The organism is Streptomyces sp. NPDC015032 (genome assembly GCF_043080425.1).
Classification (GTDB): Bacteria; Actinomycetota; Actinomycetes; order Streptomycetales; family Streptomycetaceae; genus Streptomyces.
In genome coordinates this window covers 363018-384599 of sequence record NZ_JBIBVN010000002.1, presented here as the reverse complement: position 1 = coordinate 384599, position 21582 = coordinate 363018, and the positions used below count along the sequence as shown (strand labels likewise).

Sequence of the window (21582 nt, the reverse complement as noted above, 5' to 3'; positions counted from 1 at the left end):
CGGTTCGGGTAACGTCGGTATTACGTGCCCCGTATGCGCACCGCAGGCAAACCACGTCGCAGGAGTCCGCCATGAGCGAAGCCACCGATCGTCCCGCCGACGACGACGCGTGGGCGAAGGCCTGCGCCGAGGACCTCGAAGCGGAGAAGGCCCGCCGCCGTGCCCAGCACGGCCCGCCGCCCGGCACCGCCGCCGATGAGTTGCGCAAGCTGGTCGACGCCGTGGCCGACAAGGTCTCGTCCCTCCAGACGCCGCTCCTCGGCGCGGCGGCCCAGGGCACCGTGCAGCAGATCATCAAGCAGGCGAAGTCCGTCGTCGAGCCCGTCATCGAACGCAATCCGGATGTCTTCGACCACATCGCCGCGGCCGGCAGCGAACTCCTCGCCGCCTACCGCTCCGCGGTGGAAGGCCAGGAACGCCGCTGGACGCGGGGCGCAGGGGATCCCGCAGGCACGGAGAAGAAGGCCGGCGACCCCACCGACCCCCGCGACGAGGGACCGGCCACCGGCGAACACATCGACCTGGACTGATCTGCGCGGAGGGGCCGGGTCCCCGGCTCGGGTACCGTTGGCCGCAGCGGGGCTCGACCGGAACTGAGGGATTCATGGGACTCACCATCGGCGTCGATATCGGCGGCACGAAGATCGCAGCTGGAGTGGTCGACGAAGAGGGCCGGATCCTCTCGACATTCAAGGTGCCGACCCCGCCGACGGCCGAAGGCATCGTGGACGCGATCGCGGCGGCCGTGTCCGGCGCGAGCGAGGGCCACCAGATCGAGGCCGTCGGCATCGGCGCCGCCGGATACGTCGACGACAAGCGCGCCACCGTGCTGTTCGCACCGAACATCAACTGGCGGCACGAGCCGCTCAAGGACAAGGTCGAACAGCGCGTCGGCCTTCCGGTCGTCGTCGAGAACGATGCCAACGCCGCCGCCTGGGGCGAGTACCGCTTCGGCGCCGGACAGGGCCACGACGACGTCATCTGCATCACGCTCGGCACCGGGCTCGGCGGCGGCATCATCATCGGCAACAAGCTGCGCCGCGGACGCTTCGGCGTGGCCGCCGAGTTCGGTCACGTCCGGGTCGTCCCGGACGGGCTGCTCTGCGGCTGCGGCAGCCAGGGCTGCTGGGAGCAGTACGCGTCCGGGCGGGCACTCGTCCGGTATGCGAAGCAGCGCGCCAACGCCACCCCTTCGAGCGCCACGATCCTGCTCTCGCTGGGCGACGGCACGGTGGACGGCATCGAGGGCAAGCACATCAGCGCGGCCGCCCGGCAGGGCGACCCGGTGGCGATCGACTCGTTCCGCGAGCTGGCCCGCTGGGCCGGCGCCGGACTCGCCGACCTCGCCTCGCTGTTCGACCCGTCCGCGTTCATCGTCGGCGGCGGGGTGTCGGACGAGGGCGACCTCGTCCTCGACCCGATCCGCAAGTCGTTCCGGCGCTGGCTGATCGGCGGCGAGTGGCGCCCGCACGCCCAGGTGCTCGCGGCCCAACTGGGCGGCAAGGCCGGGCTGGTGGGAGCGGCGGACCTGGCCCGCCAGGGCTGAGCCTCCCCGGAACCGGACAGAACCGGACGCCCGTCGCGCCCCGCAGGGGCACGACGGGCGTCCGTCGTATCGTGAGACGTATGGTCCTGACGCCATTGCCCGACTCCCGTACCGAGCCGGATGGTTCGGCCGTCATCAGAGTGCTCGGTTACAACATCCGGTCGATGCGCGACGACTGCGAGGCGCTGGCCCGCGTCATCGGCGCCTGCGCCCCCGACCTCGTCCTCATCCAGGAAGCACCGCGATTCTTCCGCTGGCGCAAGCGCGCCGCCTGGCTCGCGGCCCGCACCGGCCTGGTCGTCCTCGGCGGCGGCGCCACGGCGGCCGGGCCGCTGCTGCTCTGCTCGCTGCGGGCCACGGTGGAGCGCACGGAGGACGTCCTGCTGCCGCTCACCCCCGGACTGCACCGCAGGGGCTTCGCCACGTCGGTGGTACGGATCGCGGGCACCCGGCTCGGCCTGCTGAGCTTCCATCTGAGCCTGCGGCGCGACGAACGCCTGGCCCAGACCGAGCTGTTGCTGGAACAGCTGGACGCGATGGGTGTCGAGCACGCCATCGCGGCCGGAGACCTCAACGACGTACCGACCGGGGTCGCGTTCCGGCGGCTGGCCGGGCGGCTCCAGGACTGCTGGGCCGTACGGCCGTGGGGCGCCGGGAACACCTTCTCGACGGACCGCCCGCAGCGGCGCATCGACGCGGTGTTCGCGACGGGCGGGATCGAGGTGCTCGGCTGCGGTGTCCCCGCGGGACTGCCCGGTGTCACCGACGCGGACCTGCGGACGGCCACGGACCATCTGCCGGTGCTGGCGGCCCTACGGGTGCCCGCGGCCGGGTCCGGGCCGCGCGGCGCCGCAGCGGCCTGAGAGCCTGTCCGCCTCAGAGCCTGTCCGCCTCAGACCACCGCGCCGCGGCCCGGGTCGTCGCCGTCCTCGTCGTCGTCGTCCATGCGCGCCACCAGCGTGACGAAGCCGCCCAGGAAGCCGCCGATGCAGATTGTCGTGAGCCACCAGGTCATGTCCCACCGCAGCAGCACCGCGACCAGCATCAGCACCGGACCGCCCACGACCGCGAGCCAGGCGAACTTCGTCGTGACATCGGCCTCCGGCAGCGGCGGCGGCTCCGGGGGGACGAAATGCCCCTCGTCGCTGTCGTCGAGACCGCCGTCCTTCGGCTCGGTGACCTCGTAGTCGCGCGGGCCGGCGACGCCGGGCGCGAACACGATCGAGCTGCCGAGCGGCTTCTCCGGCGGCTTCGGGGGTTTCTTTCCGATTCCCTTGTCCGGGTCCGGGGCGCCCGGCTGACCGTCCTCCAGCAGCGCGAGGTCCTCGATCGACCTGAACGGCTTGGCGCCCGGCGGGTCCGGCGGTTCATCGCCGTATCCCGCGACGATCGCTTCCCACGCGGCGTTCTCGTCGACCGACGGCTCGGGCCGGTCGCCGTCGGCACCCGGCGCCGTCCGGGCGGCAGCGGCATCCTGCGGGCCCGTGCCCGTACCGTCCTCGGGAACGGGCGTTCCTTCCGTGGGAAGGGGCTCGCGCCCCTCCTCGCTGCCCGCGCGCTCCGCGTCGTGCTCAGCCACCTGACGTGCTCCCCTTCTTTCCGACGCTCGGAGCGAGGCGGCCGATGAACCGGTGGCTCTCGTCGAAGATCCGCTCCGCATCGTGGTCCAACGTCGCCACGTGGTAGCTCTGTTCCAGCAGGATCTCCTCGACGTCCGTCGAGGACACCCGGCTGAGGATCCGGGCCGAGTCGGCGGGCGGCACGACATGGTCCTGCGGGCTGTGCAGCAGGACGATCGGCTGGGTGACCTGCGGCAGCTCGGCGTCGACCAGACGGAAGAACTTCCGCAGCGAATGCGCCGCGTGCAGCGGCACCCGGTCATATCCGATCTCGGCGGAGCCCGCCAGGGCGATGTCGCTGGCCAGCCCCTTCGTCGTCCGGACCAGATGGCGGGCGACCGGCAGCGCGTACGCCGACAGGCCGTGCACCTTGTTCGCCGGATTGACGAGCACCAGACCGCTGATCGCGTCCCCGTGCTTCGCCGCCAGCCGCAACGTCAGCGCGCCTCCCATGGAGAGGCCGAAGACGAAGACCTGGGCGCACCGCTCCAGCAGGGCGCGCAGCTCCCGGTCCACCTCCGCGTACCAGTCCTGCCAGCCGGTGATCTGCATGTCCTCCCAGCGGGTGCCGTGACCGGGCAGCAGCGGCAGCGACACGGTGAGCCCGCGCTCCGCCAGATAGTCGGCCCAGGGGCGCAGCGACTGCGGGGAGCCGGTAAATCCGTGACAGAGAAGGACGCCGACCTCTCCGCCCTCGTGGCGGAACGGCTCGGCTCCAGGCAGGACCGGCACCGGGGTCTCCTGTTCGTGAGGCTCGAAGGGGAGCGAAAGGGGGAGCGCAGAAGGATTACTTCACCGTACGCGACCGGACTGACACCGACCAGGGCCGTCACCGACACCGGCCAGGGCCGTCACTGAAACCGACCGAGGACGCCACCGACACCGACCGGGGACGTCGTCACCGACCGGTGCCCGTACGGCCCGGGGCACCGATTCGCTTCCACGCCGGGCGGGAGCGCGGACGACCGCACGGGTTAAGGTCAGTGCGACAGCACACAGGAGGCACCCGAGTTGATCTACGGCGCAATGAAGTTCTCCATCGGCGGGGGCCTGAAGCTTGCCTTCCGGCCATGGGTGGAGGGCCTGGAGAACATCCCCGCGCAGGGACCGGCGATCCTCGCGAGCAACCACCTGTCGTTCTCCGACTCCTTCTTCCTGCCGGCCGTCCTGGACCGCAAGGTCACCTTCATCGCCAAGTCCGAGTACTTCACCGGACCGGGCGTGAAGGGCAAACTGACCGCCGCCTTCTTCAAGGGCGTCGGCCAGCTCCCGGTGGACCGCTCGGGTGCCCGCGGCGCCGGTGAGGCGGCCATCAAGGCGGGCATCGAGGTCATCGAGAGCGGCGGGCTCTTCGGTATCTACCCGGAAGGCACCCGCTCGCCCGACGGCCGCCTCTACCGGGGCAAGCCCGGCGGACTCGCCAGGGTGGCGCTGGCCACCGGAGCTCCCGTCATCCCCGTCGCGATGATCGACACGGAGAAGATCCAGCCGCCCGGCCAGCTGATGCCCAAGCTGATGCGCCCGGGGATCAGGATCGGCAAACCGCTCGACTTCAGCCGCTACCACGGCATGGAGGGGGACCGCTTCATCCTGCGCTCGGTCACCGACGAGGTGATGTACGAGATCATGAAGCTCTCCGGCCAGGAGTACGTCGACATCTACGCGACCGCCGCCAAGCGGCAGATCGCGGACGAGGCGAAGCGCCGCGCCGAGGAGGAGAAGCGCGCGGGCGGAGAATCCGGAACGCGGAAGTGACGGAACGGTTCGGCGGGTAACCGCGTCGTTTCCGTCCGGGGGGTGGGGAAGTGGCCAGGCGCGAGCGGGTCGTACGGATGTCGGTCGAGCAGCCGCTGTGGCGTGCGCTGACGGCGTACCGCATTCTGACGATGCTCTACGCGGTTCTGCTCGCCGTCTTCGGCCGGGACCGGTACGACCGGCCGTGGGTGGCCATCGCCTTCCTGGCGGTGATGGCGGCCTGGACGCTCGGCACCCTTCCGAAGGTCGCGGGCGCCGTCGCCTGCACCAAGCGCTTCCTCGTCGCCGACCTGGCGCTCGCCCTCACCGGCATCCTCCTCACCCCGCTCGCCGACTTCGAAGCCCAGCACGTCGACGGCCCGACGCTGCCGTCCATCTGGACGGCGGGCTCCGTGCTGGCCTTCGCCATCAAGGGCGGCTGGCGCTGGGCGGCCGTGGCTTCCACCTTCGTCGCCGTCGTCAACATCATCGAGCGCGGCGAGCCGAGCCGGGACACCTTCCACAACGTCCTGCTGGTCTGGGTCGCCTCCATCGCCATCGGTTACGTCGTCGAGGTGGCCCGGGCCAGTGAGCGCACCCTCGCCCGCGCCCTGGAGATCGAGGCCGCCACCCGCGAACGGGAACGGCTGGCCCGCGACATCCACGACAGCGTGCTCCAGGTGCTCGCGATGGTGCAGCGCCGTGGCACGGCGCTGGGCGGCGAGGCCGCCGAGCTGGGCCGGATGGCGGGCGAGCAGGAAGTCGCGCTGCGCACCCTGGTCTCCAGCGGGCTCGTGGCCACCACCCGGGTCTCCGAGGACGCCGCGGAGGGCGCCGTGGTCCGCAGCGTCGAGGTCGACGACGAAGAGGACGGGGCGGCCGGGGCGGCCGGGGCGGCCGGGCGGGCCGGGCGGGCCGAGTGCGATCTGCGCTCCCTGCTCGCCCCGCGCGCCGGCTCCCGGGTCAGCTTCGCGGAGCCCGGTGCCCCGGTGCTGCTCGCTCCGGCGGCGGCGAAGGAGCTGGCGGCCGCTGTCGGTGCCGCCCTGGACAATGTCAGGGTCCATGCGGGGGAGAACGCCCAGGCCTGGATCCTCGTCGAGGACTGGCCGGACGAGGTGATCGTGACGGTCCGGGACGACGGCCCCGGCATTCCGGAAGGGCGGCTCGCCCAGGCGGAGGGGGAGGGGCGGATGGGGGTGGCCCTGTCGATCCGGGGGCGGCTGCGTGACCTGGGCGGCACGGCAGAGTTGATTTCGGTGCCCGGCCAGGGCACCGAGGTCGAGTTGAAGGTCCCGAAGGCCTCCAGGGCTTCAAGAGCCTAGAAGGTTCCACGGATTTCACAGATTCGCAGATTGACAGATTTCACAGGTTTCGCGGGGGAAGGCAGGGTCAGGCAGATGAGCACGGAGAACATCTTGGACACCGGGGAACGGGCCATCAGGGTGATGGTGGTCGACGATCACCCGATGTGGCGCGACGCGGTGGCCCGCGATCTCTCCGAGTCCGGTTTCGAGGTGGTGGCGACCGCCGGTGACGGACCGCAGGCCGTCCGCAGGGCGAAGGCCGCCACCCCCGATGTCCTCGTGCTCGACCTCAATCTGCCCGGCATGCCCGGCGTACAGGTCTGCAAGGAGCTCGTCGGCTCCCACCCCGGACTGCGGGTGCTGGTGCTCTCCGCGAGCGGCGAGCACGCCGACGTACTGGAGGCGGTCAAGTCCGGCGCCACCGGATATCTGCTCAAGTCGGCCAGTACGCAGGAGCTGACCGAGGCCGTGCGGTCCACCGCCGCCGGCGACCCCGTCTTCACCCCCGGCCTGGCCGGACTGGTCCTCGGCGAATACCGCAGGCTCGCCTCGGACCCCGCTCCCGTCGCGTCCGACGAACCCAAGGCACCGCAGCTCACCGAGCGCGAGACCGAGGTGCTGCGGCTGGTCGCCAAGGGGCTCTCGTACAAGCAGATCGCCGAACGTCTGGTCATCTCGCACCGCACCGTCCAGAACCATGTCCAGAACACCCTGGGCAAGCTCCAGCTGCACAATCGGGTGGAGCTCGTGCGGTACGCGATCGAGCGCGGCCTCGACGACGCCTGACCCAACGCGCCCGGACTGCGCCGAATCTGCTCCCTCCACTCCATTCCTGAGTGACCTGAATCACCCTTAGCGTGGTTGCCGGGGGGCTCACTTCGGCGAAGGGACGCTTCCATGCGGGTCGGAGTACTGACCGGCGGCGGTGACTGCCCCGGGCTCAACGCGGTCATCCGCGCCATCGTCCGCAAGGGCGTGCAGGAGTACGGCTACGACTTCATCGGATTCCGGGACGGCTGGCGCGGCCCGCTGGAGGGTGTGACGGTGCCGCTCTCCGTCCCGGCGGTGCGCGGCATCCTGCCGCGCGGCGGCACCATCCTCGGTTCCTCGCGCACCAATCCGCTCGGCGCGGAGCACGGCGTCCGCCGGATCAGGGACAACCTCGCCGCGTACGGCGTCGATTCACTCATCGCGATCGGCGGCGAGGACACCCTCGGCGTGGCGGCGACCCTGGCCGGCGAGCACGGCATCAGGTGCGTCGGCGTTCCCAAGACCATCGACAACGACCTCTCCGCCACCGACTACACCTTCGGCTTCGACACGGCCGTCTCCATCGCGACCGAGGCCATCGACCGTCTGCACACCACGGCCGAGTCCCATATGCGCGTCCTCGTCGTCGAGGTGATGGGCCGTCATGCGGGCTGGATCGCGCTCCACGCGGGGCTGGCCGGCGGTGCGAACGTCATCCTCATCCCGGAACAGCGCTTCGACATCGAGCAGGTCTGCTCCTGGGTGACCTCCCGGTTCGGAGCGAGCTACGCGCCGATAGTGGTGGTGGCCGAAGGGGCCGTGCCCGCGCGGGGCGAGATGATTCTCAAGGACGGATCGCACGACTCCTTCGGTCATGTCCGGCTCTCCGGCGTGGGCGAATGGCTGGCCGCGCAGATCGGGAGCCGGACCGGCAAGGAGGCCAGAACGACCGTCCTCGGTCATGTCCAGCGCGGCGGCACCCCCAGCGCCTTCGACCGCTGGCTGGCCACCCGCTTCGGCCTGCACGCCATCGACGCCGTGCACGACGGGGACTTCGGCGCCATGGTCGCCCTGAAGGGCACCGACATCGTGCGGGTGCCGATCGCGGAGGCGACCGCCCGGCTCAAGACGGTCGATCCGGCCCTCTACGCGGAGGCCGGTGTCTTCTTCGGCTGAGACCCCGGAGCTCCTCCGGGGTCCGTCCGTCCCGGTCAGCCGACGACCGGCAGCCCCGCCAGCAGTTCGGCCACGATCGTCGCGCCGCGCAGGGTCAGCACCGACTCCGGGTGGAACTGCACCGAGGCGAAGCCCGGTCCGCGCAGCGCGTGCAGCTCCCCGGTCGCCGCGTCCAGGCTCGCCTCGACCCCGTGCGCCGCCAGCTCGGTGGCCGCGCCGTCGTCGCAGCGCGCGGTGAAGCTGTTGTAGAAGCCGACCGTCTCGGGCCGTCCGAACAGCTCGATCCGGGTCTGGGCGCCCTGGTGCGGCACGGTCTTGCGGACGATCTCCAGACCCAGCTCCGCCGCGATCAGCTCGTGGCCGAGACAGACCCCCAGCAGACCGTGCCGGTGGTCACGGACCAGTTCCGCGGCGAACTCGCGCAGCATCCGCATCTTCGGATCGGCCGTGTCACCCGGATTCCCGGGCCCGGGGCCCAGTACGACCGGACCCGCGTGCGCCCGTACGCGCTCGCGCAGCCCCGGCTCGTCGAAGCGGTGCACCGACACCTCCAGACCCGATGAGCGCAGCAGATGCGCCAGCATCGCGGTGAAGGTGTCCTCCCCGTCGATCACCAGCGCATGGCCGGACAGCTCGTGGGTGCGCTCCTGCATCCGCAGCCAGAACGGCGCCAGGCCGTCCCGCCGGGATTCCAGCGCCGCCTGCACCCGCGGGTCCCCGGCCAGCTGCGCACGCGTCGCCCCCTCCCGCGGCCGGCCCGGCCGCACCCCCAGTGCGGCCAGCACCCCGGCTGCCTTCGCGTGGGTCTCGGCGACCTCGCTGTCCGGGTCGGAATGGCGTACGAGCGTCGCCCCGACCGCTACCCGCAACCGCCCGTCGGCCGCGATGTCGGCGGTACGGATCAGGATCGGCGAGTCCAGGGTCTGCGCCCCGCCCGGCTCCTGCCGCAGCAGCGCCAGCGCGCCCGCGTAGTAGCCGCGCCCGCCAGGCTCGTACCGTTCGATCACCCGGCAGGCGTTCTGCACCGGGGAGCCGGTGACCGTCGCCGCGAACATCGTCTCCTTCAGCACCTCCCGCACATCCAGCGAGGAGCGCCCGCGCAGTTCGTACTCCGTGTGCGCGAGATGGGCCATCTCCTTGAGCCGCGGTCCGACCACCACCCCGCCCATGTCACCGACGGTGCACATCATCTTGAGTTCCTCGTCGACCACCATGGAGAGCTCGTCCCGCTCCTTGCGGTCGGCGAGGAAGGCCAGCAGACCTTCGGCGGTCGGGCCCCCGGCGGGGTAGCGGTACGTGCCGCTGATCGGGTTCATCACGACCGTCCCGCCGGACATCCGCACATGCACCTCGGGGCTCGCGCCGACGAGCGTGCGCCCGCCCGAGGCCCGCCGCCCCGATGCGGAGGACCCTTCGGGCCCGCCGTCGCCCGTGTGGACGACGAACGTCCAGTACGCGCCCCGCTCACCGGCCAGCAACCGCCGGAAGAGGGCCAGCGCGTCCGCCCGGCCGAAGCCGGGGATCTCGCCCCGGAAGGTCCGCCGGACGACGAAGTTCGCGCCCTCGCCCTGCCCGATCTCGTCCTCGACGACCCGCCGGACGATCCCCGCGTACTCCTCGTCCGGGACGTCGAATTCGCCGCCCTCGACCCGCACGTCATGGCCCGGCAGGCGGTCCAGCACCTCGGCGAGCGGCAGCTCGTACGTCTCCTCGGCGACCAGCACGGACAGGGGCGTCCCGTCGTCGCGCACATCGAATCCGCGCTCGGCGATCTGCCGGAACGGCACCAGGGCGAGAGACGGCAGCGCGCCGACCGGGAGGTCGGCGAGCCGGTCCGCCTCCCGTACCCGGCCGATCAGCACCTCGACGGTGCCGTGGTCGCGGCCGGGGGTGCGCCTGCGCAGCAGCGCGAACGGCGGGCAGTCGTCACTCAGGAGCTTCTCGATGACGAGGTCGGTGCGGTGAGGCTGAGACATCGGGGGTGTTCCTTCCGGAGGGAGGAACGGCTTCCGGAACGCAGAGAAGGCCGCCCCTCGGGCGGCCTTCGCGTGGTCTGTTGCGCGCGATCGATCAGTGGGCCGCCGGATGAGCGGTCCACCACCAGTTCTGGTTTGTCTGCGCGAACATGTTCCGAACCCTAACGGATGAGCTCGTCATCCGAGCGCGCGTCTCAACTATTGAGCTTACGGATGGACGAACCGCCGGACCCCGTAATGTTGTCCGTGTGACCGTGAACGCCAATACCTCCGTCGCCGGTGGCCACACCTGGCGAGACCTTCCCGCGGCGCAGCAGCCCGAGTACCCCGATGCCGAGGCTCTGCGCGATGTACTCGCGGACCTCGCGTCGTATCCGCCGCTCGTCTTCGCGGGCGAGTGCGACCAGCTGCGTGCCCGCATGGGAGCCGTCGCCAAGGGCGAGGCGTTCCTGCTGCAGGGCGGTGACTGCGCCGAGGCCTTCGACGCCGTGTCGGCCGAGCACATCCGGGCCAAGCTGAAGACGCTGCTCCAGATGAGCGCCGTCCTGACCTACGCGGCCTCCGTGCCCGTCGTCAAGGTGGGCCGGATCGCCGGGCAGTACTCCAAGCCGCGCTCCAAGCCGACCGAGACCCGCGACGGCGTCACCCTGCCGACCTACCGCGGCGACTCGGTCAACGGCTTCGCCTTCACCGAGGAGGCCCGCGTCCCGGACCCGGAGCGGCTGAAGCAGATGTACCACGCATCCGCTTCCACGCTGAACCTGGTCCGCGCCTTCACCACCGGCGGTTACGCCGACCTGCGCCAGGTGCACGCCTGGAACCAGGACTTCGTGAAGTCGTCGCCCTCCGGCCAGCGCTACGAGGCGCTCGCCCGCGAGATCGACAACGCGCTGAACTTCATGAAGGCGTGCGGTACGGACCCGGGCGAGTTCAAGGCGGTGGAGTTCTACTCCTCGCACGAGGGCCTGCTGCTGGACTACGAGTCGGCACTGACCCGCACCGATTCGCGCACCGGCCGGCTGTACGACACCTCCGGGCACATGGTCTGGATCGGTGAGCGCACCCGGCAGATGGACGGGGCGCACATCGAGTTCGCCTCGAAGATCCGTAACCCCATCGGTGTCAAGCTCGGTCCGACGACCACCGTCGACGAGGCGCTCGGCTACATCGAACGCCTCGACCCCGAGCGCGAGCCCGGCCGGCTGACCTTCATCGTCCGCATGGGTGCCGACAAGGTCCGCGACAAGCTGCCCGATCTGGTCGAGAAGGTCACTGCCTCCGGCGCCACCGTGGTGTGGGTGACCGACCCGATGCACGGCAACACCTTCGAGGCCGCCTCCGGCCACAAGACCCGTCGCTTCGACGACGTCCTGGACGAGGTCAAGGGCTTCTTCGAGGTCCACAAGGGCCTCGGTACGCACCCGGGCGGCATCCATGTCGAGCTCACTGGTGACGATGTCACCGAGTGCGTCGGTGGCGGACACGAGATCTTCGTGGACGATCTGCACCAGCGCTACGAGACGGCCTGCGACCCGCGGCTCAACCGCAGCCAGTCCCTCGACCTGGCGTTCCTGGTCGCCGAGATGTACCGGGACCAGTAGCCGTCACCGCAGGTGGCACGCATACGACTGTGGGGCACGGATCGATGTGATCCGTGCCCCACAGGGCGTTCGGAGGCTTTCAAGCACCTGCGGCGCCGGGTAAGGTTAGGTTAGCCTCACCGATCAACGGGGTGGCAGTAACGACCCATCCCGCCGGGAGGTGAACCGCATGTACGTCTGCTCGTGCTTCGGCATCACGGAGAAGCAGGTCAAGGAGCATGCGGACGCCGGGGCCTGTACGCCCCGGCAGATCGCCTCCGCCTGCAAGGCGGGCACGGACTGCGGCGGCTGCGTCCGCGCCATCCAGGCCGTGCTCGGCCGTGGCGCCTGCCCGCGCCGCGAGCTGCTCGACCGGAAGCGGGTGCCCGGCACCACCGGCGAAGCCGGTACGGAGGCCGCTGCCGGGACCGGCCCGGGCGTCGCTCCCGGCAGCGCCCCGGGCGTGGGCCCAGGCCCCCGGTTCTCCGAAGCGGCCTGATCCGCGCGGCAGTCCCAGGGCGTTTCACCCGGATTGCACGGGACTCGCGGGGTCTGATCCACCAGGGATCACGGGACAGCCCTTAGCTGTCCGGCTGCTCGATCTGCTGGGCGATGTAGAGCGGCTCGCCGAGCTTCTCGACCAGCTCCAGCTGGGTGTCGAGGTAGTCGATGTGCTCCTCCTCGTCGGCCAGGATCGACTCAAAGATGTTTGCGGACGTGATGTCGCCCTTGCCGCGCATCAGCTCGATCCCGCGCTTGAGGCGGTCGATGGCCTCCACCTCGACCTGGCGGTCGGCCTGGAACATCTCGGTGACGGTCTGCCCCACCCGCACATGGAACAGCCGCTGATAGTTGGGCAGTCCATCGAGGAAGAGGATGCGGTCCGTGAGGATCTCCGCGTGCTTCATCTCGTCGAACGACTCGGAGCGGGTGTACTTCGCGAGCTTCGTCCAGCCGAAGTTGTCCTGCATCTTCGCATGCAGGAAGTACTGGTTGATGGCGGTCAATTCGGCGGTCAGCTGCTCGTTCAGGAACTCAAGGACCTCGGGGTCGCCCTGCATCGCAGAGGCTCCTTCCAACCGGTGAACGGGGCAAGTTGGCCGCATCCTCGCACCGCACCCGGTGATCGTCCAGTAAGTGCATGCTTAGTATGAGTTGCCCGGATTGCCCCTGCCTTGGTCGGGACCACCCCTGCCTGTCTGTCACCATGGAGGCATGGGTCAGCCGGAAAGCCGGGAAAACCGCGCGTCAGAGCAGTCCGAGCTTCCGCCGGGACAGCGACTCCAGCGTGGTTGGCCGGTTACCCACTACGGGCCCGTGCCCAAGTTCAAGCCCGACCGCTGGGAGTTCCGGGTCTTCGGTGCCACGGCGGACGGTGAGAAGCACTGCTGGAATCACGAGGAATTCTCGGTGCTGCCGTTCTCCTCGGTCGTCGCCGACCTGCACTGCGTCACCAAATTCAGCATGCTCGGCGCCGAATGGGGCGGCGTGCTCGCCCGTACGATCCTGGAACTCGCGCCCCCCGCGCCGAGCGTCACCCATGTGATGGTCTGGGCCGAGTACGGGTTCAGCTCGAATCTGCGGCTCTCCGACTTCGCCTCGGACCGAACACTTTTCGCCACTCACAAGGGTGGTGAGCTGCTCACCGCCGAGCACGGCTTCCCGCTCCGGCTGATCGTGCCGCACCTCTACGCCTGGAAGGGCCCCAAATGGGTCCGCGGTGTCGAGTACATGACGGCCGACCGCCGCGGCTTCTGGGAGGAGCGCGGCTACCACAACATCGGCGATCCGTGGCGCGAGCAGCGTTACTCGTACCAGGAGGGGCCCGGGGACGGTCCCGAGCTCTGACCTGGGCGCTTGCGTGCCGGTCCGTCCTCAGCGGTGGAACCGGTGCACCATCGCGTGGCCCTTGCCCCGGGCGACCGTATACCCCCATGGGGTACTTCTCCATGAGGAATTCGGTGTGGGGCGAGGCGCGCTCGCCCCCCGGCGCGCAGCTCTTTCAGCCGCGCAGTCCCTTCAGCCGCGCCACGTCCGCCGCATGACCTTCCTTGCCGCCCGGAGTCTCGATGATCAGCGGTACGCCGACGGTCGCCGGGTGCGAGAACAGCTCCCGGAACGGTTCCTCGCCGATGTGCCCGGCGCCGATGTTCTCGTGGCGGTCCTTGTGGGCCCCCGCCACGTCCTTGGAGTCATTGGCATGGATCAGTTTCAGCCGGCCTTCGCCGACCGTGTCCACCAGCAGGTCCAGCGTCCGGTGCATCCCCGACGGGCCCGCCAGATCGTGGCCGGCCGCGTAGATGTGGCAGGTGTCGAGGCAGATGCCGAGCCTGGGGTGGGCATCGAGTGCCTCGAAGTACGGCCCGAAGTCCCAGGTCCGCGAGCAGAGCGAGGATCCCTGTCCGGCGGTCGACTCCAGCAGCAGATACGGGTCGTCGTCGTGCGTCAGCTCGTCCAGGAGCGGCCGCATGTGTGTACGTACCTGTGCGAGGGCCTGCTCGCGCGGGCGGCCGCCGGTCGCCGAACCGGTGTGCACCACGACGCCCAGGGCACCGATCTCCCGGGCCCGGCGCAGTGAGTGGCGCAGCGATTCCACGGACTTCTCGACGGTGGCCTCGGTGTGGGAGCCGAAGTTGATCAGATACGGGGCGTGGACGTAGGCGGGTAGGGATGCGGCGGCGCACTCGGCGCGGAACTGCTCGTCCTGGGCCGGGCTGCCGACGGGCGTCGCCCAGCCGCGCGGGTTGGCGACGAAGACCTGGACGGCCTCCGCCCCCATCTCGCGGGCGTAGGGAAGGCCGACCTTGGCGAGGCCGCCGGCCACGGGAACATGGCCGCCGACGGGGTTGCGCATGTGGATCTAGAGTCCCTTGGTCGTGATGGTGATGGTGCTGCCCTCGGGGGCCTGCTTGCCGCCCTCGACGGACTGGCTCGCGATCGTGTCACTGAAGGAGAGGAACGGGCGGTCGACCTTGACCTCGAAGCCCGCGTCCTCCAGCTCGCTCCTGGCGTCGTCGAGATTCTTGCCGGTGACGTCCGGGACGCCGATCATCCGCGGCCCCTTGGAGACCGTGAGCGTGATGGTGTCGCCCTCGGCGGCCCGGCTGCCCTGGCCCGGTGACTGATGGGCGATGTCGCCCGCGACCTCGGGGGAGTTGACCCGGTCGGGCAGCACCTCGGCCTTCAGACCCTGCTCGTCCAGCGCGGCGGTGGCGTCCTTGACGGACAGCCCGGTGACATCGGGGACGTCGACCGGTGCACCCTTGCTGACCACCAGGGCGACCGCGGAGTCCGTGTGACGCTCGGTGCCCGCCGCGGGTTCCGTACGGATCACCTCGCCCCGTGCCGTCTCCTCGCTGAACTCCTTGGTGACCATGCCGGGCACCAGGCCGGCCTCCTTCAGATCACGTTTGGCATCGGCGAGCGCGAGGCCTTGGACATCGGGCACCTTCACGATCTCGGGGCCGCGCGAGACGACGAGCGTCACCGCGTCGTTCCCCCGGATACGGGCGCCGGACTTCGGGTCGCTGCTGATGACCTTGCCGCGCTCCACGGTGTCGCTGTAGGACCGCTTGACGTCCTTGAGCTCCAGACCCGCGTCCGAGAGCCGCTGCTGGGCGGTCTTCTCGGTCTGGTTGAGCAGGGAGGGGACCCGGGTGAACTGCCCGGAATTGATGTACCAGACACCGGTGCCGACCCCCAGTACCAGCAGTACGGCGACGACCGCGGCCAGGACGGAGCGCCGTGGGCCGGGGAACCACCGTCCGCGCCGTGCGGGCCGCGGCGGTACCGGCGGGGGCAGCTCCAGCCGGCTGGTGTGATGGGCGACGCCCTGGCCGGCCGGGAGCAGCCGCGGGATCACACTCGTACGGTCCTCGGCGGCGTCGTGCGCCTCGGCCAGGGCCTGCGGCGGTGCGGCGTCGAGCTGGGCGTCGGTGAGGCCGGAGCGGGCCTCGCGGGTCTCGGCGAGCAGTGCCACCGCGTCGAACGGGCGGACCTCGGGGTTACGGGCGGTGGCGCTCGCCACCAGGTCGTCGAGTGCGACCGGGAGCCCCGGGACGGCGGCCGACGGGGCCGGGACGTCCTCGTTGAGGTGCTGGTAGATGACCTGGGCGGGGGTGTCGCCGGCGCGCGGCTTGGAACCGGTCAGCATTTCGTACAGGACGACACCGCAGGCGTACACATCGGTACGGGTGTCCGCCGTGCCGTTCTCTATCTGCTCGGGGGCGAGATAGGAGACGGTGCCCAGGACGGACCCGGTGGTGTTGGTGACGGTGCCCACCGCCCGTACGAGACCGAAGTCGGCGACCTTGACCCGGCCGTCGTCCCCTATGAGGACGTTCTCCGGCTTCATGTCGCGGTGCACGAAGCCCGCCCGGTGCGCGGCGCCGAGGGCGGCGAGGACCGGCTCCAGGATGTCCAGTGCGGCTCTCGGCTGCAGGGCGCCGCGGTCGCGCAGCACGTCGCGCAGGGTGCAGCCCGCGACGTACTCCATCGCGAGGTAGACGTACTGCCCCTGGGCGCCCTGGTCGAAGACCGCGACCACATTGGGGTGCGCGAGCCGGGCCACGGACTTGGCCTCGCGGATGAAGCGCTCGACGAACGAGGCGTCGGTGGCGAGCGCCGGGTGCATCACCTTGAGGGCGAGCACCCGGTCGAGCCGGGTGTCCATGGCCCGGTAGACCGTGGCCATGCCGCCCACGGCGATGCGGGCATCGACGCGGTAGCGGCCGTCGAGCAGCTGCCCGACGAGAGGGTCCTGGAGGGTCGTATCCACGCATGCGAGTCTACGAGTCGCCACGGGACACGTCCGACGGGCCGGAGCGGCCCCGGGGCCGTACTGCAGCCGAGCCGTGACAGGGACATGCGGTCGCCGGCGGCCCGGTGGGTCAGAAGGCCGGGCGCTCCGGGTCCAGCGCCGCACGCCCCTCCACCGGCGACGAGGCCTCGGCGAAGTGCCGGCGCGGGATCCGGCCCGCGCGGTACGCCAGCCGCCCGCCCGCCACCGCGTGCCGCATCGCTGCGGCCATCAGCTCGGGCTCCTGGGCCCGGGTCACCGCGGACGCCAGCATCACCGCCGCGCACCCCAGCTCCATCGCGAGCGCCGCGTCCGAGGCCGTCCCGGCGCCCGCGTCGAGAATCACCGGCACCCGGGCCTGCTCGACGATCAGCTGGAAATTGTGCGGATTGCGGATGCCGAGGCCGGAGCCGATGGGGGAGCCGAGCGGCATGACCGCCGCGCACCCCACGTCCTGGAGCCTGCGGGCCAGGACCGGGTCGTCATTGGTGTAGGGCAGCACGGTGAACCCGTCGTCCACCAGGGTCTCCGCGGCGTCCAGCAGCTCGATCGGGTCGGGCAGCAGGGTCCGCTCGTCGGCCACCACCTCCAGCTTGATCCAGTCGGTGCCGAGCGCTTCGCGGGCCAGCCTGGCGGTCAGCACCGCCTCGCCCGCGGTGAAGCAGCCCGCCGTGTTCGGCAGGACGCGGATGGAGAGGCGCCGGAGGACGGAGAGCACCGAGCCCTGCACGGTCGGATCGAGGCGACGCATCGCCACGGTGGTCAGCTCGGTGCCGGAGGCGGTCAGCGAGCGTTCCAGCACGTCGAGGCTGGGCGCCCCGCCGGTTCCCATGATCAGCCGGGAGCCGAAGGCGGCGTCGCCGAGGGCGAAGAGGTCGTCGGACACGTCAGCCTCCCTGGACCGCGGTCAGGACCTCGACGCGGTCACCGTCACCGAGCGTGGCGGTGGACCACCGGCCGCGCGGGACGACGGTCTCGTTGACCGCGGCCGCGACGCCGGAGTGCGCGGCGGTCAGCGTGGCGACGAGGGCGTCGAGGGTGGTGCCCGCGGGGAGCACGCGCACCTCGCCGTTCACGGACACGGAGAGGGGCGCGGGCCCGGCGGGGGAGGGGGAGGGGGAGCCGGGCGCGGAGAGCGGTGCGGGCTCGGTCATGCGGGCTGCTCCTGACGTACGGGGGCGGCGGGCAGGAAACGGTGCGGGGTGAAGGGGCGGGCCACCTCGGGCAGTTCGCCGTCGGCCAGCAGGGCGGCCATGGCGTCACCGGTGACGGGCGCGAGCAGCACCCCGTTGCGATGGTGGCCGGTGGCGAGGTGGAGGCCGGGCAGGGGGGTGGGGCCGAGCAGTGGGGCGTTGTCGGGGGAGGCGGGGCGCAGTCCGGCCCGGGTCTCGGTGAGCGGCAGCTCGGTGATGCCGGGCACCAGCTCGTGGGCGTCCCGCAGCAGTTCGTAGACGCCGCCCGCGGTGACGGTGGTGTCCCAGCCCATTTCCTCGCTGGTGGCGCCGACGACCAGTTCGCCGTTCGCGCGTGGGACGAGATAGACATGACTGCCCCGGACCACGGCCCGGACGGTCCGGGTGAGGAAGGGCGCGTACGGGGCGGGCACGGTCAGCCGCAGCACCTGCCCCTTCACCGGCCGGACCGGCGGCACGGCCTCGTCCGGCAGCCCCGGGAGCCGGCCGCTGAGGCTGCCCGCGGCGAGTACGACCTGGTCGGCGCCGAGCTCCGTACCCCCGGCGAGCACGGCTCCGGCGGCCCGGTCGTGGACGACCGTCAGGCGCTCCACCCAGCCGCGGTGGAGGACCACCCCGGCCCGCTCGCAGGCGGTCAGCAGCGCGGCGGCCAGCCGGCGCGGATCGATCTGGTGGTCTCCGTCGACCCGCAGACCGCCGCGGACACCGGGCGCGAGCATGGGCTCCAGGCGGCGGCAGTCGCGGCCACTGAGCCACTCCGACTCCAGGCCCGAACGCCGCTGCAGGGCGTGCAGCTCCCGCAGATGGGCACGGTCGTCGGAGTCCAGCGCGACGGCCAGGGTGCCGCAGGCACGGAAGCCGGTCTCCCGCCCGCTCGCCGCCTCCAGTTCGGCCGCGAAGGCCGGATAGCGCGCGGCCGAGGCGACATTGAGGCCCAGCAGCATCTGCTCGCCGTAGTGGAGTTCGGTGACGGCGGCCAGCATGCCGGCCGCCACTTGAGCGGCTCCGCCGCCGGGTTCGGGGTCGACGACCGCGGTGCGCAGTCCGCGTTGCGCGGCCCGCCAGGCGGTCACCAGACCGATGATCCCGCCCCCGATGACCAGGACGTCGGATCCGTTTCCGTTCCGAGAAGAACGCATGGGCGTCCAGCCCCTCCCTTCGCCGGCATGACCCGGATCAGGTTCGTACGGTCGGAGGCCGCCCCAGCCTCCCTCTCAGCCCGGTGCGTCCGGGCTCCCGCGAGTGTTTTACGTCGGCCACCCTAAACCCCGCCCGCCGGACCCGGTAAGGGAGCAGCCACCGTGGCCCGTTCGCTCGGGGGAGCGGGACGGGCGCCATGGAAGAGGTCCCCCTGTCCTGATGAATCGTCAGGTGCTTATGGTGTACGGGTGAGCGAGCAGCAGCAGTCGCAGCGGCCGGAGCGCCCCGTCCTGTCGGCAGAGCACCGTGTCGTCGTGGTCGGCGCGGGCATGGCCGGCGTACAGACGGCGGTGGCCCTGCGGGAACAGGGCTTCGCCGGCCCCGTCACCCTGATCGGCGCCGAACCGCACCAGCCCTACGACCGGCCCCCGCTGTCCAAGGCGGTACTGCTCGGCAAGGCCGAGAACTCGGCGTTCGACGTCGACTTCGAGGCGCTGGACATCGATCTGCGACTGGGCCGGGAAGTCACCGGCGTGCGCCCCGGCGCGCATGAGCTGGACACCCCGTCGGGACCCGTGCCCTACGACTTCCTGGTGATCGCGACCGGTGCCGAACCGGTCGTCCTGCCCGGTACCGAAGGCGTTCCCGGAGTCCACCTGCTGCGTACCCTCGACGACGCGGCACGACTGCGCCCCGTCCTCGACGAGCAGCACGGCGTCGTGGTCGTCGGAGCGGGCTGGATCGGCGCCGAGTTCGCCACCGCGGCCCGCGCCGCGGGCTGCGCGGTCACCGTCGTCGAGGCCGCCGACCGGCCCCTCGCGGGCGCGATGCCGGCCGAGGTCGCCGCCCCGATGACCGCCTGGTACGCCGAGACCGGCGCCGAACTCCTCACCGGAGCCCGGGTCGCCCGCATCGAGCCGGGCCGGGTGATCCTCGCGGACGGCCGCGAGATCCTGGCCGGAGCGGTCGTCGTCGGAATCGGCGCACGGCCCGCCACCGGCTGGCTGGCCGGCTCCGGCATCGCGCTCGGCACCGACGGATCGGTGACCGCCGACAGTGCGCTGCGCACCTCGCTGCCCGATGTGTACGCGGTCGGCGACTGCGCCTCGTTCCCCTCCGCCCGGTACGGCGAACGCCTGCTCGTCCACCACTGGGACAACGCCCTCCAGGGTCCCCGGACCGCCGCCGCCAACATCATCGCCGCCGCGACCGGCGGTGACCCGGCGCCGCGGACGTACGACCCCGTCCCGTACTTCTGGTCCGAGCAGTTCGACCGGTTCGTGCAGTACGCGGGCCACCACAGGGGCGCCGACACCCTGCTGTGGCGCGGTGAACCCACCGGCCCCGCCTGGTCGGTGTGCTGGCTGCGCGACGGCGTCCTGGTCGCGGTTCTCGCCGTCGGCCGGCCGCGCGACCTGGCGCAGGGACGCAGACTCATCGAGGCCGGCGCCCGCCTCGATCCGGCGCGCGCCGCCGACCCCTCCGTACCCCTCAAGTCGGCGACCCTCTGACGGCGTACCCCGGCGCCCCGTACGGTCGGCCCGGCTACCGACTGTCGGTCCGGGATGGCACGCTTGTCCCTGTGACCGAGATTGACGCAAAGATCGATGCTCTCGTCCCCGCCTGGCTCCACCTCCCCGACATCGCCGAAATGCTCGGTGTCGAGGTGACGCGCGTGCGGCAGCTGGTCAAGGAGGGCCAGCTCATCGCCGTGCGCCGTGGTGAGAACCGGGCGCTCCAGGTGCCTGCCGCCTTCATCGACGGCGACAAGGTGGTCAAGGGCCTCTCCGGCACCCTGACGCTCCTGAGGGACGACGGCTACAACGACGAAGAGATGCTGGAATGGCTCTTCACCCCCGACCCGACCCTGCCGGGCACCCCTGCCCAGGCACTGAGTGAGAACCGCGGCACAGAGGTGAAGCGCCGCGCCCAGGCGCTCGCCGTCTGACCGCCGGCCGTCCGTGAGGTGCGGGCCGCGCAGCACCGTGCGGCCCGCACCCCGCGCCGGATCCGGCGTCCGCTCCACCATGCCTTCCTGTTCCACCGCCTTCCCGTTCCGCAATGCTCTCCAGGGGGACTCGCACCATGCCCACGCCCAGCGCGCCGCTGTCCGACGCCCGGCTGTATCTGTGCACGGACGCCCGCAAGCGCCAGGGCGACCTTCCCGCGTTCCTCGACGCCGTCCTGTCCCATGGGGTGGACATCGTCCAGCTGCGCGACAAGGGCATGGAGGCGGCGGAGGAGCTCGGACACCTGGAGGTCTTCGCCGACGCCTGCAGGCGCCACGGGAAGCTTCTCGCGGTGAACGACCGGGCCGATGTCGCCCACGCCATCGGCTCCGATGTGCTGCACCTCGGCCAGGGCGACCTGCCGGTCCCCGCCGGGCGCGCCATCATCGGCGAGGACGTGCTGATCGGCCGCTCCACGCACTCCGAGTCCGAGGTCGACGCGGCCGTCGCCGAACCGGGCGTGGACTACTTCTGCACCGGTCCGTGCTGGCCCACGCCGACCAAGCCCGGCCGCCATGCCCCGGGCCTGGACCTCGTGCGTTACGCCGCCTCGCTCGGCACCCGGCGCCCATGGTTCGCCATCGGCGGTATCGACGCGGGCAACCTCGACGAGGTGCTGGACGCCGGAGCGCGCCGGGTGGTCGTCGTACGGGCGATCACCGAGGCCGACGATCCGGCGGCGGCCGCCGCCGGGCTGGCCGGGCGAATCCGGGCGCGCGCCGGAGCGTGATCCGGCCAGATGTCCGAAGGATGGACA

Annotated in this window: 23 protein-coding genes and 1 riboswitch; of the genes, 13 read left to right on the top strand and 10 right to left on the bottom strand. The window is 71.3% G+C overall.

Annotation, left to right across the window (positions count from 1 at the left end):
* Positions 1-71: 71 nt before the first annotated feature.
* The 3 genes from ACF08M_RS04620 (at position 72) to ACF08M_RS04610 (ending at position 2409) form a co-directional block, all read left to right on the top strand.
* On the top strand, positions 72-530 hold the full coding sequence (locus ACF08M_RS04620) for a DUF5304 domain-containing protein (RefSeq protein ID WP_392183754.1): 459 nt from the start codon (positions 72-74) through the stop codon (positions 528-530).
* A 74-nt stretch (positions 531-604) separates the two neighbouring features.
* On the top strand, positions 605-1546 hold the full coding sequence (locus ACF08M_RS04615; protein WP_392183753.1) for an ROK family glucokinase: 942 nt from the start codon (positions 605-607) through the stop codon (positions 1544-1546).
* An 80-nt stretch (positions 1547-1626) separates the two neighbouring features.
* Positions 1627-2409, top strand: a complete 783-nt coding sequence (locus ACF08M_RS04610; protein ID WP_392183752.1) for an endonuclease/exonuclease/phosphatase family protein — start codon at positions 1627-1629, stop codon at positions 2407-2409.
* A gap of 29 nt (positions 2410-2438) precedes the next feature.
* Here ACF08M_RS04610 and ACF08M_RS04605 read toward each other — a convergent pair whose 3' ends face one another.
* Positions 2439-3125, bottom strand: coding sequence for a hypothetical protein (locus ACF08M_RS04605; RefSeq protein ID WP_392183751.1), 687 nt, complete (start codon positions 3123-3125; stop codon positions 2439-2441).
* Positions 3118-3897: an alpha/beta hydrolase gene (locus ACF08M_RS04600; protein WP_392183750.1), complete on the bottom strand. Its 780-nt coding sequence runs from the start codon at positions 3895-3897 to the stop codon at positions 3118-3120. The genes ACF08M_RS04605 and ACF08M_RS04600 overlap by 8 nt, the downstream gene beginning before the upstream one ends.
* 279 nt (positions 3898-4176) lie before the next feature.
* Between ACF08M_RS04600 and ACF08M_RS04595 the strand changes: the two genes are divergently transcribed.
* The 4 genes from ACF08M_RS04595 (at position 4177) to ACF08M_RS04580 (ending at position 8129) form a co-directional block, all read left to right on the top strand.
* On the top strand, positions 4177-4920 hold the full coding sequence (locus tag ACF08M_RS04595) for a lysophospholipid acyltransferase family protein (protein ID WP_392183749.1): 744 nt from the start codon (positions 4177-4179) through the stop codon (positions 4918-4920).
* A gap of 50 nt (positions 4921-4970) precedes the next feature.
* The gene (gene macS, locus ACF08M_RS04590) at positions 4971-6221 is read left to right on the top strand and encodes a MacS family sensor histidine kinase (RefSeq protein WP_392183748.1); all 1251 of its coding nucleotides are present in this window, start codon (positions 4971-4973) and stop codon (positions 6219-6221) included.
* A gap of 75 nt (positions 6222-6296) precedes the next feature.
* Positions 6297-6989: a response regulator gene (locus ACF08M_RS04585; protein ID WP_392183747.1), complete on the top strand. Its 693-nt coding sequence runs from the start codon at positions 6297-6299 to the stop codon at positions 6987-6989.
* A gap of 111 nt (positions 6990-7100) precedes the next feature.
* Positions 7101-8129 carry a 6-phosphofructokinase gene (locus ACF08M_RS04580; protein WP_392183746.1) on the top strand — a complete coding sequence of 343 codons (1029 nt, stop codon included), beginning with the start codon at positions 7101-7103 and terminating at the stop codon, positions 8127-8129.
* Between the two features lie 35 nt (positions 8130-8164).
* Here ACF08M_RS04580 and ACF08M_RS04575 read toward each other — a convergent pair whose 3' ends face one another.
* Positions 8165-10105 carry an anthranilate synthase family protein gene (locus ACF08M_RS04575; RefSeq protein WP_392183745.1) on the bottom strand — a complete coding sequence of 647 codons (1941 nt, stop codon included), beginning with the start codon at positions 10103-10105 and terminating at the stop codon, positions 8165-8167.
* Between the two features lie 94 nt (positions 10106-10199).
* Positions 10200-10256, bottom strand: a complete 57-nt coding sequence (locus ACF08M_RS04570; protein WP_107408160.1) for a trp operon leader peptide — start codon at positions 10254-10256, stop codon at positions 10200-10202.
* A gap of 103 nt (positions 10257-10359) precedes the next feature.
* Here ACF08M_RS04570 and ACF08M_RS04565 point away from each other — a divergent pair, with 103 nt between their 5' ends.
* The gene (locus ACF08M_RS04565; RefSeq protein WP_392183978.1) at positions 10360-11706 is read left to right on the top strand and encodes a class II 3-deoxy-7-phosphoheptulonate synthase; all 1347 of its coding nucleotides are present in this window, start codon (positions 10360-10362) and stop codon (positions 11704-11706) included.
* A gap of 169 nt (positions 11707-11875) precedes the next feature.
* Positions 11876-12184, top strand: coding sequence for a (2Fe-2S)-binding protein (locus ACF08M_RS04560; RefSeq protein WP_392183744.1), 309 nt, complete (start codon positions 11876-11878; stop codon positions 12182-12184).
* 82 nt (positions 12185-12266) lie between these two features.
* Here the strand turns inward: ACF08M_RS04560 and bfr are convergent, their stop codons facing one another.
* Positions 12267-12746, bottom strand: coding sequence for a bacterioferritin (gene bfr / locus ACF08M_RS04555; RefSeq protein WP_392183743.1), 480 nt, complete (start codon positions 12744-12746; stop codon positions 12267-12269).
* A 154-nt stretch (positions 12747-12900) separates the two neighbouring features.
* Here bfr and ACF08M_RS04550 point away from each other — a divergent pair, with 154 nt between their 5' ends.
* A complete protein-coding gene (locus ACF08M_RS04550; protein WP_392183742.1) occupies positions 12901-13533 on the top strand; it encodes a sulfite oxidase-like oxidoreductase in 633 nt (210 codons plus the stop codon).
* Positions 13534-13687: 154 nt separating this feature from the next.
* Here the strand turns inward: ACF08M_RS04550 and ACF08M_RS04545 are convergent, their stop codons facing one another.
* The 5 genes from ACF08M_RS04545 to thiO form a co-directional block, all read right to left on the bottom strand.
* Complete coding sequence (locus ACF08M_RS04545) at positions 13688-14539, bottom strand: deoxyribonuclease IV (protein ID WP_392183741.1); 852 nt, start codon at positions 14537-14539, stop codon at positions 13688-13690.
* Positions 14540-14545: 6 nt separating this feature from the next.
* A complete protein-coding gene (gene pknB, locus ACF08M_RS04540; RefSeq protein ID WP_392183740.1) occupies positions 14546-16462 on the bottom strand; it encodes a Stk1 family PASTA domain-containing Ser/Thr kinase in 1917 nt (638 codons plus the stop codon).
* A 112-nt stretch (positions 16463-16574) separates the two neighbouring features.
* On the bottom strand, positions 16575-17369 hold the full coding sequence (locus ACF08M_RS04535) for a thiazole synthase (RefSeq protein WP_392183739.1): 795 nt from the start codon (positions 17367-17369) through the stop codon (positions 16575-16577).
* Between the two features lies 1 nt (position 17370).
* Positions 17371-17637, bottom strand: a complete 267-nt coding sequence (thiS, locus tag ACF08M_RS04530) for a sulfur carrier protein ThiS (RefSeq protein ID WP_392183738.1) — start codon at positions 17635-17637, stop codon at positions 17371-17373.
* Positions 17634-18815 carry a glycine oxidase ThiO gene (gene thiO, locus ACF08M_RS04525; protein WP_392183737.1) on the bottom strand — a complete coding sequence of 394 codons (1182 nt, stop codon included), beginning with the start codon at positions 18813-18815 and terminating at the stop codon, positions 17634-17636. The genes thiS and thiO overlap by 4 nt, the downstream gene beginning before the upstream one ends.
* Positions 18813-18926, bottom strand: a riboswitch (TPP riboswitch). (Overlaps the previous gene by 3 nt.)
* A gap of 138 nt (positions 18927-19064) precedes the next feature.
* Between thiO and ACF08M_RS04520 the strand changes: the two genes are divergently transcribed.
* The 3 genes from ACF08M_RS04520 to thiE all read left to right on the top strand — a co-directional run bounded on the left by ACF08M_RS04520 (position 19065) and on the right by thiE (position 21555).
* Entirely contained in the window at positions 19065-20327 is a 1263-nt protein-coding gene (locus ACF08M_RS04520) for an NAD(P)/FAD-dependent oxidoreductase (RefSeq protein ID WP_392183736.1), read from the top strand.
* A 71-nt stretch (positions 20328-20398) separates the two neighbouring features.
* A complete protein-coding gene (locus tag ACF08M_RS04515) occupies positions 20399-20764 on the top strand; it encodes an Rv2175c family DNA-binding protein (RefSeq protein ID WP_392183735.1) in 366 nt (121 codons plus the stop codon).
* A 137-nt stretch (positions 20765-20901) separates the two neighbouring features.
* Positions 20902-21555 (top strand): thiamine phosphate synthase, encoded by a 654-nt coding sequence (thiE, locus tag ACF08M_RS04510; RefSeq protein ID WP_392183734.1) that lies wholly within the window; start codon positions 20902-20904, stop codon positions 21553-21555.
* Positions 21556-21582: the final 27 nt, after the last annotated feature.

Bases quoted from the DNA above. Each gene is read 5' to 3' on its own strand.
- ACF08M_RS04560 (WP_392183744.1), top strand. From the start codon at position 11,876: ATGTACGTCTGCTCGTGCTTCGGCATCACGGAGAAGCAGGTCAAGGAG.
- ACF08M_RS04575 (WP_392183745.1), bottom strand. From the start codon at position 10,105: ATGTCTCAGCCTCACCGCACCGACCTCGTCATCGAGAAGCTCCTGAGT.
- thiS (WP_392183738.1), bottom strand. From the start codon at position 17,637: ATGACCGAGCCCGCACCGCTCTCCGCGCCCGGCTCCCCCTCCCCCTCC.
- thiE (WP_392183734.1), top strand. From the start codon at position 20,902: ATGCCCACGCCCAGCGCGCCGCTGTCCGACGCCCGGCTGTATCTGTGC.
- bfr (WP_392183743.1), bottom strand. From the start codon at position 12,746: ATGCAGGGCGACCCCGAGGTCCTTGAGTTCCTGAACGAGCAGCTGACC.
- ACF08M_RS04615 (WP_392183753.1), top strand. From the start codon at position 605: ATGGGACTCACCATCGGCGTCGATATCGGCGGCACGAAGATCGCAGCT.
- ACF08M_RS04545 (WP_392183741.1), bottom strand. From the start codon at position 14,539: ATGCGCAACCCCGTCGGCGGCCATGTTCCCGTGGCCGGCGGCCTCGCC.
- ACF08M_RS04620 (WP_392183754.1), top strand. From the start codon at position 72: ATGAGCGAAGCCACCGATCGTCCCGCCGACGACGACGCGTGGGCGAAG.
- ACF08M_RS04585 (WP_392183747.1), top strand. From the start codon at position 6,297: ATGAGCACGGAGAACATCTTGGACACCGGGGAACGGGCCATCAGGGTG.
- ACF08M_RS04550 (WP_392183742.1), top strand. From the start codon at position 12,901: ATGGGTCAGCCGGAAAGCCGGGAAAACCGCGCGTCAGAGCAGTCCGAG.
- thiO (WP_392183737.1), bottom strand. From the start codon at position 18,815: ATGCGTTCTTCTCGGAACGGAAACGGATCCGACGTCCTGGTCATCGGG.
- ACF08M_RS04610 (WP_392183752.1), top strand. From the start codon at position 1,627: ATGGTCCTGACGCCATTGCCCGACTCCCGTACCGAGCCGGATGGTTCG.
- ACF08M_RS04580 (WP_392183746.1), top strand. From the start codon at position 7,101: ATGCGGGTCGGAGTACTGACCGGCGGCGGTGACTGCCCCGGGCTCAAC.